This is a genomic window from Capnocytophaga canis (assembly GCF_043187445.1).
GTDB lineage: Bacteria > Bacteroidota > Bacteroidia > Flavobacteriales > Flavobacteriaceae > Capnocytophaga > Capnocytophaga canis.
In genome coordinates this window covers 2309859-2323506 of sequence record NZ_CP171121.1, presented here as the reverse complement: position 1 = coordinate 2323506, position 13648 = coordinate 2309859, and the positions used below count along the sequence as shown (strand labels likewise).

Sequence of the window (13648 nt, the reverse complement as noted above, 5' to 3'; positions counted from 1 at the left end):
AGCACAATTTTTATGAAAAAGCACATCCCAAATCTGATAACTCTACTGAATTTATTATGCGGAAGTATTGCGGTGATTTATGCCGTAAAAGGCAATTTTGCCATGACAGGACTTTTTGTTTCATTAGGGATATTCTTTGACTTTTTTGATGGTTTTTTTGCTCGTTTGTTGAACGTAAAATCTGAATTAGGTCTACAACTGGATTCCTTAGCAGATATGGTTACAGCAGGTGTAGTCCCAGGAATTGTAATGTTTCAACTCATCGCTAAAAGTGATTTTGTAAACGAAAATAAAACTCTACTAACTGATATTTTTCCCTACTTCGGACTATTAATAACTTTAGCTTCCGCTTATCGATTGGCTAAATTTAATATAGATACTCGACAGTCAACGGGATTCATTGGATTACCAACTCCTGCAAACGCTCTATTTATTCTATCATTGCCTGTTATTTTACAATTCCAACCAGCGGATTTTTTTGAAATCATCCTTCAAAATACTTGGTTTTTAGTATGTATTACGCTATTAAGTTCGTATATGCTCAATGCTGAAATTCCTCTTTTCGCCTTGAAATTCAAAGATTTTAGTTTCAAGAACAATAAAATTAAATATATCTTCTTAGGAATATGTGTCCTTTCATTGATTATTCTGCAATTTGTAGCAATTCCTTTGATCATTGTTGCCTATGTATTCATTTCATTACTACAAAAAAGGAAGAATTAGCACAAAATATCATTTGTTTTTTGTACAAGTTTCACAAAAATAATTAATCAAAAAAAACAGAATATTTTTTTTTATAAAAATTGTTTTCTATCTTTGTGAATTATAAATAAATCTAAAAAATGAATTTACACGAATATCAAGGAAAAGAAATACTTTCGAGTTTTGGCGTACGCGTACAACGTGGTATTGTGGCTCAAAGTCCAAAAGAAGCAGTAGATGCTGCTAAACAACTAACCGCAGAAACAGGAACCCAGTGGTATGTAGTAAAAGCACAAATTCACGCGGGTGGTCGTGGCAAAGGTGGAGGAGTAAAATTAGCTAAAGGACTGCAAGATGTTGAGCCTCTTGCTGAACAAATCATAGGAATGAATTTGGTGACTCCACAAACCCCTCCTGAAGGTAAAAAGGTTCATCAAGTCCTTATCGCGGAGGATGTATACTATCCAGGAGAAAGCCAACCTGAAGAGTTCTATATGTCTGTACTACTAGATCGTTCAAAAGGGAAAAATATGATTATGTACTCGACTGAAGGAGGAATGGACATTGAAACGGTAGCTGAAAAAACCCCTCATTTGATTTTTACAGAAGAAATCGATCCTGCTGTTGGTTTATTACCTTTCCAAGCTCGTCAAGTGGCGTTTAATTTAGGAGTTACAGGCGATGCTTTCAAAGAAATGGTCAAATTCGTTACCGCTTTGTACAATTGCTATGTATCATCCGATGCAAGTCTGTTTGAAATCAACCCCGTATTAAAAACTTCAGACAATAAAATTCTTGCAGTAGACGCCAAAGTTGTTCTTGATGACAACGCTTTATACCGTCATAAAAACTATGTTGATTTACGTGATTTACGTGAAGAAAACCCAATTGAAGTTGAAGCTAAAGCTGTAGGACTGAACTACGTAGCTTTGGATGGAAATGTTGGGTGTATGGTAAACGGGGCAGGACTTGCAATGGCAACGATGGACTTGATAAAACAAGCAGGAGGTTCACCTGCAAACTTTTTGGATGTTGGAGGAACAGCTGACGCTAAACGTGTGGAAACGGCTTTCCGTATTATCTTAAAAGACCCACAAGTGAAAGCTATTTTAGTAAATATTTTCGGTGGAATAGTACGTTGTGATCGCGTAGCACAGGGAATCGTTGATGCTTACAAAAATATGGGAGGAGATATAGCAGTTCCAATCATTGTACGTTTACAAGGCACAAATGCTGAATTAGCAAAAGAAATCATTGACAATTCAGGATTGGCAGTACATTCTGCTATTATGTTCCAAGAAGCTGCTGATAAAGTGAAAGAAGTTTTAGGATAATGTAGTAATACAATTTTTAAGTTTATAAACACACAGACAAGAAGTTAAGTTCTTATCTGTGTGTTTGTACTTTAAATCAACACTATTATTTGTAGAATCGATCCGAGATTTCGCGGAGAATGTCTTTTGCTACCTCATTCTTATCTTTCAAGGGAAAAGAAACTTCTGCATCATGAGTGATAAAAGTAACTTTATTGGTTTCCGTGCCAAATCCTGCCCCCTTGTCTTTGAGTGAGTTGAGTACAATAGCGTCTAAATTTTTACGCTTCAACTTTGACTTGGCGTTGGCAAGTTCATTTTCTGTTTCTAAAGCGAATCCTATAAGCAACTGATGTTTTTTGTTAGCACCTAATGAAGCAAGTATATCTCTATTCTTAACCAATTCTAAATGAAGCTCATTGTCATTTTTCTTAATTTTTTCAGAAGCAGGATTCTTAGGTTTATAATCTGCAACAGCTGCCGAAAGAATAGCCACGTCCGTGTTTTCAAATAATGAGGCTACCTTTTCATACATTTCATCAGCAGTTATTACTCGATGTAGCCGTATGTTTTTATGTATATTTTTCTCCGCAGAAGGCCCTAATACCAAATCAACGATAGCTCCTTGTTGTAAAGCCTCATTTGCTAAAGCTATGCCCATTTTTCCTGTCGAAAAATTGCCTATAAATCTCACAGGATCAATAGCTTCGTAAGTTGGCCCTGCAGTTATGAGTAATCGTTTGCCTTTCATCGGTAAATTATTATCAAACGTATTTTCGATGAAAGAAACAATATCCTCAGGTTCTGCCATGCGACCTTGTCCAACCAACCCACTTGCTAATTCACCAAAAGTAGCAGGAATAACATGATTTCCATGCTCTGCAATTTGAGATAAATTTTTACTGAGTGTAGGATGAGCATACATATCTAAATCCATAGCAGGAGCTACGAACACTGGAACGTTAGCTGATAAGTAAGTTGCTAATAAAAAATTATCGCATAACCCCGTAGCCATCTTTGCTAAAGTGTTAGCTGTAGCAGGAGCTATGATCATGAAATCAGCCCAAGAGGCTAATTCTACGTGGTTATTCCAGCGTGCATTTGTCGTTGAAAATGAAGTATATACCTCATTTTTCGACAAGGTAGAAAGAGTCAATGGAGTTATAAATTCTGTAGCACTTTGAGTCAAAATTACCTTAACATTTGCTCCTTTTTTTACAAAAAGGCGTACCAAATGAGCCGTTTTGTAAGCGGCAATGCCCCCCGTAATTCCTAAAACGATATTTTTCCCTTGTAGTGACATATCTTTTGATTTTCTTATCGCTTGTCTCATATAGATGTTCATCACAAATACATACAAATTCTTCTGGTGTGCCTTTACCCTAATTTTTAGAAAATGTAAGAACTTTGACGATACATGTACCGATATTTTTCTTTAGTTTAGAGCAATTTCTAAATATAAAACAAAATTAGCTACAGAAACGAATTTGCTCAATCTGCTAATATTTAGCAAATTACCTGTGACTGCATAAATAACGGAGTTAAAGAATTAAGCATGAATAAATATATGTAGACAAAAAAAGGGACAGCAACTTCTTATTTCAATTGCTTTCCCCTTTACTATGAAAACGAAAAATTTTAAGTAGTTTCTCTGTGATATACCTTTTTGTCTAACCATTCTTTCACAGCAATTGCTTGTGGTTTTGGTAATCTTTCATAAAATTTAGAAACCTCTATTTGTTCTTTATTTTCAAATATTTCTTCCAAATTATCATTATTAGTTGCAAATTCCTCTAATTTATCAATCAATTCTTTCTTAATTTCCGCGTTAATTTGCACGGCTCTTTTTGCAATGATTGATATAGCTTCATAAATATTTCCTGTTTCAGCCTCAATATCGGCACGACTATAAGTAATCGTTGAAATAGGAGCGTCTATTTTTTTTAAATCCATAGTATTCAGTGTTTTATTGATGTTCTTATGAAAAATTTTTTAACGTTGATTCAATTTTTTCGAGCATTTTATCCGCCTCTTTTCTGTACTTTGTTTCAGGAAATGATCTCAACAAGATTTCATACGCTTCTTTGGCTGTGTTCAATCGTTCTTTTTTCTTGTGTTCAACACTGTTGATGGCCCATTCATATGCTGAGTTCAATCGCACATACAAAGCTTCTTCACGGAAAACACTCCCTGGATTATTTGCTAGAAAATTGTCCAGCGAGGTCATAGATGCCTGATAGTCACGAATGGTATTATACTGTTTCGCAATTTCAAACTCTTTTTTTTGAAGACGTGTCAATAGGTCAACAACCATATCACTCGCTTCCTTAGCATATTCAGAATTCGGATATTTGTCTAAAAATAATTGCAATTTCTCCAATGCCTCATTTGTTGGTTGCTGATCAACACTGTATTCAGGAGTATCAATATAAAACATTTTGGCTTCCAAAAATGCCACTTCTGCCACTTTTTCACTACGAGGATATAGATTTTGGAAACGCTGAAAAGGATATGCTGCTAAGGTGTACTGCTTCAATTTATAGTAAGCATCTCCATACATATAGAAAATACGTTCCCCCTGTGGTCGTCCAGCATATTCATTGGCAATCTGCTTAAACAATTCTGTGGCTCTGCGGTATTTCCCTGTCTTATACAATTCTTCCGCCATAGCATATTTACGTGCTGAATCATCGGATTTCAACACCTTGTGATATTCACCACATGAGCTAAATCCAACACTCAATAATCCTATGATAATATATTTTTTAAATTGCATTTTGATAGATATAATACATTGGTTTTAATTACGTTAGCATTCCTCCGTCTACATTCAGGACTTGTCCTGTGACGTAAGCAGACATATCTGATGCTAAGAAAAGACAAGCGTTTGCTACATCTACTGTTGTTCCGCCTCGTTTTAACGGAATAGCTTCACGCCATCCTTCCACTACTTTTGGATCCAAAACAGCAGTCATTTCTGTCTCAATAAAGCCGGGAGCAATTGCATTACAACGGATGTTTCTTGAACCCAACTCCAAGGCAACCGACTTGGTAAACCCTAACATTCCTGCTTTGGAAGCTGCATAATTGGCTTGTCCTGCGTTTCCTTTAACTCCAACAACACTACTGATATTGATGATTGACCCTCTGCGTTGTTTTAACATTGCTCGTTGTACTGCCTTGGTCATGTTAAAGACTGATTTTAAATTCACTTCAATGACTTTGTCGAAGTCCTCTTCTGGCATACGCAACAAAAGATTGTCTTTTGTAATTCCTGCGTTATTCACTAAAATGTCTATACTTCCAAATTCGGCAAGTACGGCATCTGCCAATTGCTGAGCACTTTCAAAATCGGCAGCATTACTTTGAAAACCTTTGGCTTTCACTCCTTTGGCTTTCAATTCTTCTTCTAGTTGTTGTGCTGCCTCAACCGATGCACTGTAAGTAAACACAACATTCGCCCCTTGTGATGCAAACACTTCTGCAATGCCTTTTCCTATACCTCGACTTGCTCCTGTGATAATCGCAGTTTTTCCTTCTAATAATCTCATTTTGTGATATTTAAAATTGTTACAATTAAAGAAAAGTATTTTCAATCGGCAAAATTACGAATATTTTTTTATTAAATGAAGTTTTGACATCTTTTTTCAAGAGAAATCCTTTCTATAAGATGAATTTGGCTTTGGTAAAAAGCCTAACTTACAATGTTAACAGGAATAGAATAAAGTTTTTGAACTTTTCACCGTCTAATTTCAGTCTTATCTCTGTTGTAGCTACGCCTTAATAAAGAATGCGAAACAACCTAAAAAAGACAAAAATGCAAGCATAAAATATTTTGTAGACTATTGTAACTCTCGAAAAAAGTTGTATATTAGCCAACAATTTTATTAAACAATTTATTTTTTATGGAAAATCTATTCTCTTCGCTTCCCTTAATAATAGGGATACTAATCGTTTTTTTTGGAATGTTCTTTACAGTAAGACAACAAACTGCAGTTGCGATTGAACGTTTTGGCAAATTCCAAAGTATTCGTCATTCGGGTTTGCAAATCAAAATTCCAATTATCGACAAAATATCAGCTCGTATTAGTCTAAAAATACAACAATTAGATGTCATTGTTGAAACTAAAACTTTAGATGATGTATTCGTTAAAATAAAAGTTTCGGTACAGTATGTGGTTATTAAAGATAAGGTGTATGATGCGATTTACAAATTAGAATATCCTCACGACCAAATTACGAGTTATGTGTTTGACGTGGTTCGTGCTGAAGTACCAAAAATGCGTTTGGACGATGTTTTTGTTAAAAAAGATGACATTGCTATTGCTGTAAAACGAGAGGTACAAGAAGCGATGGAAACCTATGGTTATGACATCATCAAAACTTTAGTCACAGACATTGACCCTGATGCACAGGTAAAATCGGCAATGAACCGAATCAATGCTGCCGAACGTGAGAAAGTTGCTGCTCAATATGAGGGAGATGCTCAACGGATTCTAATTGTAGAAAAAGCAAAAGCCGAAGCGGAAAGTAAACGTTTGCAAGGACAAGGAATCGCTGATCAGCGACGCGAAATTGCTCGTGGTTTGGTGGAAAGTGTGGACGTACTAAACAAAGTTGGAATTAGTTCACAGGAAGCTTCAGCTTTGATTGTTGTCACACAGCACTATGACACACTTCAAGCCGTTGGACAACAAACAAATAGCAATCTGATTTTATTGCCAAATTCTCCACAAGCAGGAAGCGATATGCTGAACAATATGATTACTTCATTCACGGCATCAAATCAAATAGCCGAAAAAATGAAGAATCAAGATAGTAAATCAAAATCGTAGGAAATCAAGACACAAATAACACTTCGACTCGAATAACTATACCATAGTTTCAGAGTCGGAGTGTGAATAAATTAAACTGATTTTTAAACATCTATAAATTACGTCAACGACACTCATTTTCAAGAAAAACCAAACTTTTCAATTAAAAACATTAGCGTGACCGAGTATATTATTTTGAATTTAAGCATATTATACTCAAAATTATTTTCTCTCCCATTAAAAAAAAACATCATTTGACAGTGTAAACACTTGAAAATAATCTTTTTCATAGAAATTCTTTTGATATGTATCCATAATAGCCTATAGATGAGAAGAAAGTTCAATGCTTTACAACTAAAATTTAAAACTTTTTCTTTAACTATTATTTTGATTTTATTATTTTATTTTTTAATTTTGCTCAAAATATAATTCAAAATAAAAAAGAATACTATGAAAAGATTTATTATGATCGCTTCAGTGTTTTTCGGAACACTTAGCACAGTACAGATGTATGCTCAGAGCATTGATTTAGGAGTGAAAGCAGGGCTCAATCTGCAGAAAATTTCAGATGTAAAAGATATCAAAAACGATTTAAATACTGGATTCCACGCAGGAGCCTTCTTAGGAATAGGCATTCTGGATCAATTACAGGTACAAGGAGAGGTACTCTACAACCGATTATCATTTAAAAAATCGAATTTGGACTATATCAGTGTTCCTGTCCTATTTGAGGTAACTCCTTTAAAAACACTTTACATTCAAGCGGGACCTCAATTTAGTTTCCTTGCAAACTCAAACGAAAAATACCAAGATCTCTTGAAAAAATCTCCTATTGATTTAGCTTTGGGAATTGAGATTAACATTCCTGCGTTCGTATTTTACGCACGTTATGTGATGGGGCTTTCCGATATAACCATAGCAGGAGGACGTAGCAATGTTATTCAAATAGGAGCTGGATTTAAACTTTTATAAGTCCTGTTTTTACACCAACATACTAAATCCAAGAAAGAAATAAACTTTTCTTTTTTGGATTTTTTATTAATATTTTTCTAATGAATCTACTTTCGTTAGAAAAAAATATATATCTTTGCTGAGTAATTTAATTAACTATATCAAGAATATTAGCTATGCAACAGAATCGTTATGGGGTTATTATGGCAGGGGGAGTAGGTTCTCGTTTTTGGCCTGTGAGTACAGAAAATTATCCAAAACAATTCCACGATATGCTGGGAACAGGAGAAACCTTACTACAGAGAACATTTTCTCGATTGAGTAAGTTTATTCCCAAAGAAAATATTCTCATCTTAACTAACGAACGATACGAAGAGTTGATAAAAGACCAAATTCCAGATATCGCCACACAAAACATTGTTTTAGAACCAGCTATGCGAAATACTGCTCCTTGCATACTCTATGCGGCTATGAAAATAAAAACAAGGAATCCTAATGCAGTAATGATTGTTGCTCCGAGTGACCACTGGATTGAAGATGAGGCTGAATTTACAGAAAATGTTCTGGAATGTTTTGGAAATTCACAAAGTCAAGATATACTCATGACTCTAGGAATTGTTCCTACCTTTCCGAATACGGGTTATGGCTACATACAGTATGACAAAAGTGATAATAACAACATCAAAAAAGTTTGTAAATTCAGAGAAAAACCTAATTACGAAACAGCTAAAGATTTTTTGACTCAAGGCAATTTTCTTTGGAATGCAGGAATTTTCATATGGAATGTAGGCAGTGTTTTAAAAGCTTTTGAAACCTACCAACCCACACTTTACGAGCTATTTAAAGAGGGGGAAAAATTCTATAATACAGAAAAAGAATTTGATTTTATTAAGGTAAACTATCCAAAAGCAACCAATATTTCGGTAGATTATGCTATTTTAGAGCCTTCAACGAATATTTTCGTATTACCTGCCCGTTTTGATTGGAATGATTTGGGGACATGGGGATCACTCTATGAAAAGCTCCCTAAGGATAATCAACAGAACGTGGCAGTCAATGCTAAAGTATTGTTTTCTAATTCAGAAAAAAATATTGTTCGTACGGAAACTGATAAAATGGTTATCATTGAAGGGCTTGACGATTACATAATTGTAGACAAAAAAGACATTCTTTTAATATATCCAAAAGAAAAGGAACAAAATATCAAAGAAATCGTAGCAAAAGTAAAAAATAATTTTGGAGAACATTGGGGGTAATTATACTCAATTTATGTTGTATTACAAGACATTTTCTCTCATTTGATGTTTTATTTTTTTCACGAAACCTAATTAAAAAACCTTTACATTATGTACACATTAGATTATACCGACTTAATGCTTTTAGATGAATTGCAACAGGACAGTAAGCAATCCATCAAGAAGTTAGCTGAAAAAGTAGGACTTTCCATCACACCAGTCCATGAACGAATCAAAAAATTAGAATCACTGGGCTACATTTCCAACTACGTTGCTGTTGTTAATGGAAAACTCTTAGGCAAGAAACTAATAGCCTATTGTCAGGTAAAATTACTTAGACATCAAGGCGAACTTTTTGAAGAGTTTGAACAATACATCAGTACCCTTGACGAAGTGTTGGAGGCTTCCTATATGGCGGGAGGCTACGATTTCTTGTTAAAATTAGTATTAAATGACATGGAAGAATATCAGCGGTTTGTCGTACATAAAATATCAAAATTAGAAATCATTTCAAACATCCAAAGTTCCTTTGTAATTAAGGAAATTAAAAACACATCAATGATTAAGTGTTTGCGTGATGAATCGGAGTTTAATCTAAAAAATCAATAAAGATGCATATCGCTATTGCAGGAAATATCGGTGCAGGGAAAACGACCTTAACAACTCTTTTGGCAAAACATTACCATTGGGAAGCTCATTATGAAGACGTTGTTGACAATCCATATTTAGATGACTTTTACAATCAAATGGAGCGATGGAGTTTCAATCTGCAAATTTATTTTTTGAATAGTCGCTTTCGGCAAATCTTAGATTTTCGTGAGAAAGGCAACGACATTATTCAGGATCGCACTATCTACGAAGATGCTCACATCTTTGCACCCAATTTACACGAAATGGGATTGATGAGCGGACGTGATTTTGACAATTATAGTTCTCTTTTTCAACTGATGGAAAAACTGGTATCTGCTCCTGATTTATTAATCTATCTAAGAAGTTCCATTTCTAACTTAGTGAAACAAATTCACAAGCGAGGACGAGACTATGAAAGCTCTATTTCAATCGACTATTTAAACCGACTGAACGAACGCTACGAGCAATGGATAAAAGGATACGACAAGGGCAAATTACTTATAATTGATGTGGATAACGTTGATTTTGTAGATAATCCCGAAGATTTGGGTGTGATTATTAATAAAATAGACGCAGTATTGTACGGATTGTTTTAAATGCCCCCTTTCTATAAGCAAATCTTTATGCTTGATTGGCATGGTATATTTCGATAGTATACAGCTGAGGTTGAATCTAAGTACTCGAAAAAAACTATCTTTTTTACCGTATTATCTAAGAAAATATGTATCTTTGCGAATGTTTTCATAACAATCTCAAGTAAAAATATTTCAAACGTATTGTAATTACTATGACAAAGATAAATGCTGCTATCACAGCTATTGGAGGATATGTTCCTGATTATGTGTTGTCTAACGAAATGTTAGAACAAATGGTTGAAACCAACGATGAATGGATTTTTACTCGAACAGGAATTAAGGAAAGGCGCATTTTAAAAGACCCTGATAAAGGAACATCCTATTTGGCCATAAAAGCTGCAGAAGATTTAATCAATAAAAAAGGTGTAGACCCTAGAGAGATTGACTTAGTTATTTTAGCTACTGCAACGCCAGATATGCCTGTAGCGTTAACGGCGCCTTATGTAGCTACTGAAATTGGGGCTACTAATGCATTTGCTTTTGATTTACAAGCTGCTTGTTCAAGTTTTTTGTACGGAACATCAGTAGCTGCAAGATACATTGAATCAGGAAGATACAAAAAAGTATTACTAATTGGAGCCGACAAAATGTCGTCTATAATTGACTATACAGACCGTGCCACGTGTATCATCTTTGGAGATGGAGCTGGAGCAGCTCTTTTTGAGCCTAATTTTGAAGGATTCGGTGTACAAGATGAAATTCTAAAAAGTGATGGCATCGGGCGAAATTACCTGTACACTAAAGCAGGTGGTTCACTTTATCCCATAACCGAGGAACGACTAAAAAACAAAGAACATTTTGTTTTCCAAGACGGAAAAACAGTTTTCAAGTATGCCGTTTCTGGGATGTCAGGAGTGGCAGAGGAAATTCTGAAACGCAACAACCTGACAAAAGACGACGTACAATGGTTAGCTCCTCATCAAGCAAACAAACGTATCATTGACGCTACTGCACAACGCATTGGTTTGGAGGAAAATAAAGTGATGGTAAACATCCAGAAATATGGAAATACAACCTCTGGAACACTCCCATTAGTGCTAAATGATTACGAAAAACAACTCAAAAAAGGGGATAACATTGTGTTAGCAGCTTTTGGTGGAGGATTCACTTGGGGAGCTGTTTACCTCAAATGGGCTTACTAAATGATTTAAGAACATAAATAATTACGACAATAATCTAATAACGAATACTTATGGATTTAAGAGACATTCAAAACCTAATCAAATTTGTTGCCAAATCGGGGGCAAGTGAAGTGAAACTTGAAATGGAGGATATTAAAATCACTATCAAAACCAACCCTGATGAAAGTGCTAGAGAGCAAGTATTTGTTCAACAAATGCCTATATCTGCAGTGCCTCAGATACCTGTACAACAAGCTGTAGTAACACCTACAACCTCTGCTGATCCTGCTGAATCAAAACCAACTGCAAATACTGATAATGACAAATATATCGTTGTAAAATCACCAATGATTGGAACTTTTTACAGACGACCAGGTCCAGACAAACCATTATTCGTTGAGGTAGGTTCCACTATAGCCAAGGGTGATGTACTTTGTATCATTGAGGCTATGAAATTATTCAACGAAATCGAATCAGAAGTTTCTGGAAAAGTAGTGAAAATCTTAGTAGACGATTCATCACCTGTTGAATTTGACCAACCATTGTTCTTAGTAGATCCTTCTTAATTAAGATAAGCATTTCACCTTTTTGAACTATAACGATTTAATTAGTAACAACTTAAATGATTATAGTTTAAATAACTCGTAAATTTGAATACTATGTTTAAAAAAATATTAATTGCAAACCGAGGAGAAATCGCTTTGCGTATCATTCGTACGTGTCGTGAAATGGGTATCAAATCGGTGGCTGTCTATTCCACTGCTGATGCTGATAGTTTGCATGTTCGTTTTGCTGACGAAGCCGTTTGTATCGGACCTCCCGCCAGCAAAGATTCTTACTTAAAAATACCTAATATAATCGCTGCTGCAGAAATTACAAATGCTGATGCTATTCACCCAGGGTATGGATTTTTATCGGAAAATGCAAAATTTTCAAAAATTTGTGCAGAACACGGAATTAAATTCATTGGTGCCTCCCCTGAGATGATTGAAAAAATGGGTGATAAGGCTACTGCAAAAGCAACCATGAAAGCAGCAGGTGTACCTACGGTTCCAGGCTCTGATGGGCTCATTGAATCGCTCGACCATGCTAAAAAAGTAGCTAAGGAAATGGGATATCCTGTAATGTTAAAAGCTACTGCTGGAGGTGGTGGACGTGGAATGCGTGCAGTTTGGAAAGAAGAAGATTTGGAAAAAGCCCTCGACAGCGCTAAACAAGAGGCAGGAGCAGCTTTCGGAAATGATGGCATGTACATGGAAAAACTCATCGAAGAACCTCGTCATATTGAAATTCAGATTGTTGGAGATCAATATGGTAAAGCTTGTCACCTTTCTGAAAGAGATTGCTCGGTGCAACGTCGTCACCAAAAACTAACCGAAGAAACCCCATCGCCTTTTATGACAGACGACCTACGTAAACGAATGGGGGAAGCTGCCGTAAAAGCTGCTGAATATATCAAATATGAAGGAGCAGGTACTGTAGAATTTCTCGTAGACAAACATCGTAATTTCTACTTCATGGAGATGAATACTCGTATTCAAGTAGAACACCCTATTACTGAGCAAGTTATCGACTACGACTTGATTCGAGAACAAATATTAGTTGCCGCAGGTGTACCTATTTCGGGTAAAAATTATCTACCTAAATTACACTCTATTGAATGTCGTATTAATGCTGAAGATCCATATAACGATTTCCGTCCTTCCCCTGGAAAAATCACTACCTTACATGCTCCAGGCGGACATGGAGTCCGTTTGGACACACACGTTTACAGCGGATATGTGATTCCTTCAAATTATGATTCAATGATCGCTAAATTAATCACTACGGCACAAACGCGTGAAGAGGCCATTGCTAAAATGAAACGTGCATTGGATGAATTTGTGGTAGAGGGCGTTAAAACAACCATTCCATTCCACTTACAATTGATGGACGACCCTGATTATATCGCAGGTAATTACACTACCAAATTTATGGAAACTTTCAAGATGAAAACTCCAAGAGAATAAGGTTGTTAATTAGATATCGCTCAAATAAAACTTCGGCTACACCTCTGATAAAAAACTTTAACTCAGGCGTGTGGTCGATTTTTTTATTCAATATTTTTATTTACCTTTGTAATCAACACAAAAATCAACTAAAATTCGTATTAAGTAAAAAATATAAATTTATTGAGTTCATTATTTATTTTCATACACTGTTCTTTTCCTTAGACGAAAAGAATCAAAAGTGCGAGCCGCACGAGCA

Annotated in this window: 14 protein-coding genes; 10 read left to right on the top strand and 4 right to left on the bottom strand. The window is 35.4% G+C overall.

The window, feature by feature from the left end; all coding sequences use genetic code 11:
- Window positions 1–12: 12 nt before the first annotated feature.
- Entirely contained in the window at window positions 13–723 is a 711-nt protein-coding gene (locus tag ACF3OB_RS09900; protein ID WP_095893325.1) for a phosphatidylcholine/phosphatidylserine synthase, read from the top strand.
- Window positions 724–842: 119 nt separating this feature from the next.
- Window positions 843–2036 (top strand): ADP-forming succinate--CoA ligase subunit beta, encoded by a 1194-nt coding sequence (gene sucC / locus ACF3OB_RS09895; protein WP_042008084.1) that lies wholly within the window; start codon window positions 843–845, stop codon window positions 2034–2036.
- Between the two features lie 85 nt (window positions 2037–2121).
- On the opposite strand, the gene coaBC is transcribed toward sucC, so the two are convergent.
- The 4 genes from coaBC to fabG form a co-directional block, all read right to left on the bottom strand.
- Window positions 2122–3348, bottom strand: a complete 1227-nt coding sequence (gene coaBC / locus ACF3OB_RS09890; RefSeq protein WP_369800736.1) for a bifunctional phosphopantothenoylcysteine decarboxylase/phosphopantothenate--cysteine ligase CoaBC — start codon at window positions 3346–3348, stop codon at window positions 2122–2124.
- Between the two features lie 305 nt (window positions 3349–3653).
- Window positions 3654–3968: a DNA-directed RNA polymerase subunit omega gene (locus tag ACF3OB_RS09885; protein WP_042008807.1), complete on the bottom strand. Its 315-nt coding sequence runs from the start codon at window positions 3966–3968 to the stop codon at window positions 3654–3656.
- A gap of 25 nt (window positions 3969–3993) precedes the next feature.
- Window positions 3994–4791 (bottom strand): outer membrane protein assembly factor BamD, encoded by a 798-nt coding sequence (locus tag ACF3OB_RS09880; RefSeq protein ID WP_095893327.1) that lies wholly within the window; start codon window positions 4789–4791, stop codon window positions 3994–3996.
- Between the two features lie 28 nt (window positions 4792–4819).
- Window positions 4820–5566, bottom strand: coding sequence for a 3-oxoacyl-[acyl-carrier-protein] reductase (gene fabG, locus ACF3OB_RS09875; RefSeq protein ID WP_095893328.1), 747 nt, complete (start codon window positions 5564–5566; stop codon window positions 4820–4822).
- A 354-nt stretch (window positions 5567–5920) separates the two neighbouring features.
- Between fabG and ACF3OB_RS09870 the strand changes: the two genes are divergently transcribed.
- From ACF3OB_RS09870 to accC, 8 genes are all read left to right on the top strand, one after another.
- Window positions 5921–6850, top strand: coding sequence for an SPFH domain-containing protein (locus ACF3OB_RS09870; protein WP_369800737.1), 930 nt, complete (start codon window positions 5921–5923; stop codon window positions 6848–6850).
- Between the two features lie 429 nt (window positions 6851–7279).
- Window positions 7280–7801 (top strand): porin family protein, encoded by a 522-nt coding sequence (locus tag ACF3OB_RS09865; RefSeq protein ID WP_172914165.1) that lies wholly within the window; start codon window positions 7280–7282, stop codon window positions 7799–7801.
- Window positions 7802–7956: 155 nt separating this feature from the next.
- Complete coding sequence (locus tag ACF3OB_RS09860) at window positions 7957–9036, top strand: mannose-1-phosphate guanylyltransferase (RefSeq protein ID WP_172914164.1); 1080 nt, start codon at window positions 7957–7959, stop codon at window positions 9034–9036.
- Window positions 9037–9126: 90 nt separating this feature from the next.
- Complete coding sequence (locus tag ACF3OB_RS09855; RefSeq protein WP_095911762.1) at window positions 9127–9624, top strand: Lrp/AsnC family transcriptional regulator; 498 nt, start codon at window positions 9127–9129, stop codon at window positions 9622–9624.
- 2 nt (window positions 9625–9626) lie between these two features.
- A complete protein-coding gene (locus tag ACF3OB_RS09850) occupies window positions 9627–10241 on the top strand; it encodes a deoxynucleoside kinase (protein ID WP_095893330.1) in 615 nt (204 codons plus the stop codon).
- Window positions 10242–10432: 191 nt separating this feature from the next.
- On the top strand, window positions 10433–11422 hold the full coding sequence (locus ACF3OB_RS09845) for a beta-ketoacyl-ACP synthase III (protein ID WP_172919075.1): 990 nt from the start codon (window positions 10433–10435) through the stop codon (window positions 11420–11422).
- 50 nt (window positions 11423–11472) lie between these two features.
- Complete coding sequence (gene accB, locus ACF3OB_RS09840) at window positions 11473–11967, top strand: acetyl-CoA carboxylase biotin carboxyl carrier protein (protein ID WP_095893332.1); 495 nt, start codon at window positions 11473–11475, stop codon at window positions 11965–11967.
- A gap of 93 nt (window positions 11968–12060) precedes the next feature.
- Window positions 12061–13410 carry an acetyl-CoA carboxylase biotin carboxylase subunit gene (gene accC, locus ACF3OB_RS09835; RefSeq protein WP_042008789.1) on the top strand — a complete coding sequence of 450 codons (1350 nt, stop codon included), beginning with the start codon at window positions 12061–12063 and terminating at the stop codon, window positions 13408–13410.
- Window positions 13411–13648 lie beyond the last annotated feature (238 nt).

Excerpts from the sequence above, each read along its gene's own strand:
- ACF3OB_RS09900 (WP_095893325.1), top strand. The coding sequence starts at position 13 with ATGAAAAAGCACATCCCAAATCTGATAACTCTACTGAATTTATTATGC.
- sucC (WP_042008084.1), top strand. The coding sequence starts at position 843 with ATGAATTTACACGAATATCAAGGAAAAGAAATACTTTCGAGTTTTGGC.
- coaBC (WP_369800736.1), bottom strand. The coding sequence starts at position 3,348 with ATGAGACAAGCGATAAGAAAATCAAAAGATATGTCACTACAAGGGAAA.
- ACF3OB_RS09885 (WP_042008807.1), bottom strand. The coding sequence starts at position 3,968 with ATGGATTTAAAAAAAATAGACGCTCCTATTTCAACGATTACTTATAGT.
- ACF3OB_RS09880 (WP_095893327.1), bottom strand. The coding sequence starts at position 4,791 with ATGCAATTTAAAAAATATATTATCATAGGATTATTGAGTGTTGGATTT.
- fabG (WP_095893328.1), bottom strand. The coding sequence starts at position 5,566 with ATGAGATTATTAGAAGGAAAAACTGCGATTATCACAGGAGCAAGTCGA.
- ACF3OB_RS09870 (WP_369800737.1), top strand. The coding sequence starts at position 5,921 with ATGGAAAATCTATTCTCTTCGCTTCCCTTAATAATAGGGATACTAATC.
- ACF3OB_RS09865 (WP_172914165.1), top strand. The coding sequence starts at position 7,280 with ATGAAAAGATTTATTATGATCGCTTCAGTGTTTTTCGGAACACTTAGC.
- ACF3OB_RS09860 (WP_172914164.1), top strand. The coding sequence starts at position 7,957 with ATGCAACAGAATCGTTATGGGGTTATTATGGCAGGGGGAGTAGGTTCT.
- ACF3OB_RS09855 (WP_095911762.1), top strand. The coding sequence starts at position 9,127 with ATGTACACATTAGATTATACCGACTTAATGCTTTTAGATGAATTGCAA.
- ACF3OB_RS09850 (WP_095893330.1), top strand. The coding sequence starts at position 9,627 with ATGCATATCGCTATTGCAGGAAATATCGGTGCAGGGAAAACGACCTTA.
- ACF3OB_RS09845 (WP_172919075.1), top strand. The coding sequence starts at position 10,433 with ATGACAAAGATAAATGCTGCTATCACAGCTATTGGAGGATATGTTCCT.
- accB (WP_095893332.1), top strand. The coding sequence starts at position 11,473 with ATGGATTTAAGAGACATTCAAAACCTAATCAAATTTGTTGCCAAATCG.
- accC (WP_042008789.1), top strand. The coding sequence starts at position 12,061 with ATGTTTAAAAAAATATTAATTGCAAACCGAGGAGAAATCGCTTTGCGT.